Origin of the sequence: Corallococcus sp. CA041A (assembly GCF_003612075.1) — a bacterium.
GTDB classification, from domain to species: Bacteria; Myxococcota; Myxococcia; order Myxococcales; family Myxococcaceae; genus Corallococcus; species Corallococcus exiguus.
In genome coordinates this window covers 1-3,573 of the sequence record NZ_RAWF01000466.1, presented here as the reverse complement: position 1 = coordinate 3,573, position 3,573 = coordinate 1, and the positions used below count along the sequence as shown (strand labels likewise).

2 protein-coding genes and 1 pseudogene are annotated in these 3,573 nt (G+C 68.7%); all 3 read left to right on the top strand.

Translation table 11 applies throughout. The annotated features are described in order from the left end of the window. Positions 1-276 precede the first annotated feature (276 nt). Positions 277-495 (top strand): annotated as a pseudogene (locus D7V77_RS41060) (DUF2381 family protein); the annotation flags it as partial. A gap of 541 nt (positions 496-1,036) precedes the next feature. Further along, complete coding sequence (locus tag D7V77_RS41055) at positions 1,037-2,476, top strand: hypothetical protein (protein WP_120581609.1); 1,440 nt, start codon at positions 1,037-1,039, stop codon at positions 2,474-2,476. After that, entirely contained in the window at positions 2,466-3,542 is a 1,077-nt protein-coding gene (locus tag D7V77_RS41050) for a hypothetical protein (RefSeq protein WP_233597542.1), read from the top strand. Before D7V77_RS41055 ends, D7V77_RS41050 begins: the two co-directional genes overlap by 11 nt. Positions 3,543-3,573 lie beyond the last annotated feature (31 nt).

The window sequence follows — 3,573 nt, the reverse complement described above, 5'->3', positions numbered from 1 at the left end:
GTGCTGAGACGGAGGCGGTACGCCAGCGTCACGACCATCGTCCTCTGTGCCTCCACATGCTCCGAGACACACGGCGAGTGCTGCGGCCCACACCCATACACGCATTACCATCCCCATTTCTGGCTTCCCTTGGGGACTGGCTAACACAATTCCGTGGAGAGCTACTAGAGGGAGGCATTGGTCCGTTGATTCTCGCTGCGCTCGGTGGCGTCGAAATATACCCGCCCCGCGAACAGGCCTGGGGGCCTCTATGCTGATCAGTATCTTCTCATCTGGTGGACAGCAGCGGGTGCGACGCTCAGGGGCAAGGCAAACGAGGAACTGCAGGTCCTCCAAGTGTGGCAATCCGGCCCCTTGGCCCCCGGCTCGACGACCCAGCGCGTGGTGGTAGAGGCTGAGTCTGCATCCGAATCCACTCAAGGGAGTTTCACACTCAAGCTCTGGGATGCGGACGGGCGCCGCACCGTCACGCTAGGAAACATCACTTTCCCCTGATTCGGTGATGGTTGCCGGCATTTGCTGTCTTGGTTCGTTTTTTAGTTTGATGAATTTTATTGTTTGGGTGTTGTCCATCCTGGCGTGCCCTAAAGAGCGATAGGGATCTCCGTGTCCGGGGCATGTGTGAGGGAATGCACGCCTCCCTGGGGGGCGTGGGCGTGGCGGAGCGCTCACTGATGGCGACGCGCCCGGATCATCTTCACCTCTCCGTCTCGAAGTAGGCGTTAGGCTTTCGAACTGCGCAGGAGCCTCCTGCTGACGGCTGTCGTGTGCTGAGTGGCTGCGCTTCGTTGGGCGGCCGGCCTGAAGGGCATTGAGGAGCGCCCTTTCCCAGTCATGTCTATTCGCGCGGTTGGCGCCGTGAACGGGGCTGGCGCCGTTGCGTGGCCTGGCACGTCTGTCCATACTCCCAATGGGCCGGGTCGCTCGTGACTCGTGCAGTCAACTTCCCCACCCGGTTCGCCGTCCTGTCGGACTGAACAGGGAGCCTTTGTGCTGAGCGCCCCTGCTGGGGCCTGCCACGGAGGCGTCGATGGGCATGCATGGGATTTGGGCCGTTGTCTTGTTGCTGCTGTTGCCCGGGGCCGGAGGGGCGCAGGAGGCCGTCACCCCGGAGGACTTCGACGCCACCGTGCGCAGGCTGGAGGAGGCCATCTCCGACAAGTCCTCCGGCGAGGAGGAAGAGGGAGAGGCTCAGCCCGAGGAGGAGGCTTCTGCGCCTGTGGCGCCCGACTCGGCACTTCCGATGACGAACCTGCTGCGCATGGACGCGGCGACGTGGACGTTGCTGCCTCGGAGGGGCGCGGGCACCGCGGAAGGCTTCGTGCAGGTGGAGCCCCTGGTGGCCTTGGGGAAGGGGGAGTCGTTCCGCCTCATTCTCGGGGCGCCGGTACGGCTGCGGCTGTGGGGTGGAGGGGAGAGCGCGGGCCTCGTGAGGAAGGAGGACTGGGACACGCTGTCCGACTGGGGGCAGGTGGTGCGCCTCTTCATGGTGGGCGGGGACACGCCCAACTCGGTGTGGCTGGGGATGATGGAGGGCTACTCCCTTCTGTCCGGGCACCTGGTGCGTCGCTACGGCAACCGCGTCAACCCCGATTACCACCCGGCCGGCGTCATCGCGACGGGGACGCTGGGTCCAGTGTACGCGGAGGCCTTCGCCTCGGACGTGCTGAGCGCGCGCCTGGCGGGGGCTGAGGTAGCCCTGGACGTGCAACACGTTCTCTTCGGCAGGCTCCCTGTCCCGGGGCGGTACACGCTGGCGCTGTCGGCGGTGCATGACTGGGGGCGGATGGACGGCACCGCGCGGCCCATGACGCTGGCGCACCTGGACGCCACCGCCGTGGTGCTGCGGCGAGGGCGCAAGGGGCAGAGGGTGGAGGCGCACCTGCTGGGCGGCTGGGGTGGACGCCCGGGCGAGGGCGGAGCCTGGGGCGCGGTGGTGGGCGTGGGCGTGGATGCGCTGACGTCGACTGTGGACATGCGCGCTCGCCTGGAGGCCCGCCTTCAGCGAGGAGGCTTCCGGCAGGGCGCCTTCGGACCGGACTACGAGCTGGCGCGCTTCCAGGTGGCGGGCCCGGCCTCCGTGCCGCTGGCGGAGGCGTCCTTCCCGGAGGGGGCTTCCGCCTACGGGGAGGTGATTCTCAACTGGGACGCGGTGCGGCTGAGTGGCATGCGCCAACGACACCTCTTCCTCTCCCTGGGAGTGGAGGCCTTCTCCTGGGGCCGGGTGGACGTGGACGGGCGGGTGGAGGCGCAGCTCTTCCACCGCAACTTCACGGTGGGCGTCGGCGGACTGGCGACGGCCGTGGGCCAGCCAGGTGCGCGCTACGTCGTCTCAGGGGAAGCCCGGTGGCGCTTCCTGGGTGGCAACCTCTACGCGCTGGGGCAGGGCGGCACGCTGCTGTTTCCCACGCCGGAGGGGACGCTGCGGCCGGGAGCCTTCGCGGCCATGGGGCTGGGGGTGGACAATGCGCGCTGAGCGACTGCCGTGCGGCGCGGTGGGCCTGGTGCTGGCCCTGGCCCTCCTGACGTCGGGGTGTGCCTCGCTGCCCTCACGGGAGGGCCCTGGAGGCACCCTGGCTGCTGTCTCGGGCGCGATGCCCCTGGCGGCCTTGGGGCGCGGTGCCGTCGCGAGTCTCCCCGAGGACGAGGCGCTCGAGGACCTCGACGCGGAGTCCGCAGACGGACCGCTTCTGCACCGCCGCCGGGCTACGCCGTCTCCCCAGAATCCCGGCGGAGGAGAAACGGCGCCCCTGCGTGTTGTGGGGGCCCTGGCAGGTGTGTGCGGGGACGTCCCCGTAGGCTGGCCGCACCTGGACTCGGAGGACGAGGTGCTGGCGCCCTTCCTCGGATGCACCACGCCCGCGGCCTTCCTGGCCTTGCAGCGCCAGGCGGACATGCCCCGGCTGGTGGAGGACCTCTCGGACTGGAACGCCGTCCGGCTGGGCGCCTTGGGCCCCCTGGAGGCCGAGGCTGCCCGCGTCCTCCTCAAGAAGCGCGCGGCCTTCCTCTCCACCGCCGTGGAGAAGCACGGCCTGGCCAAGGCGGAAGTCCTCGCCCTCTTCGTCCTGCACACCTCGCACGACGACGAGGTGCGGCAGCTCTTGCGCCTGCTGGCCGAGGACAAGCTGCTGAAGCGCGCCTTGGGGGCCATGGAGGTGGTGCGCGAGGAGCTGAGGCAGCGAAGCATGGCCCTCGCTGACTTCCCGGAGCGGAGCTTCCGCGGCGGCGACATCGCGCGCGGGCTGGGGCGGGCCGCGGATGACGTCGCAGCCTCCATTCCCCTCGTCGGTGGAAGCCGGAGTGTGGATGCGTCCGCGCTGCCCGCGCAGCTTCCACCGCCCTATCAGGAAGCGTACCGGGAGGTGGAGAACGCCCAGTTCCTGGGGGCCTTCGCACCGGGCAACGTGGCACTGGCTTCCTTCGACCACCTCACCTTCGGTGTGCCTCTAAGTAGGTCGCCAGAAGTTCCGAGACAAATCCGGGTCGCATGCGCAGTTTCTGGAGCATGCGACCGGCAAGGAGCCCTGCCGAGCTGGGGCTGACAGCATACGACATGCGGAAGCTGGAGCGGGC

Excerpts from the sequence above, each read along its gene's own strand:
- D7V77_RS41055 (WP_120581609.1), top strand. The coding sequence starts at position 1,037 with ATGCATGGGATTTGGGCCGTTGTCTTGTTGCTGCTGTTGCCCGGGGCC.
- D7V77_RS41050 (WP_233597542.1), top strand. The coding sequence starts at position 2,466 with ATGCGCGCTGAGCGACTGCCGTGCGGCGCGGTGGGCCTGGTGCTGGCC.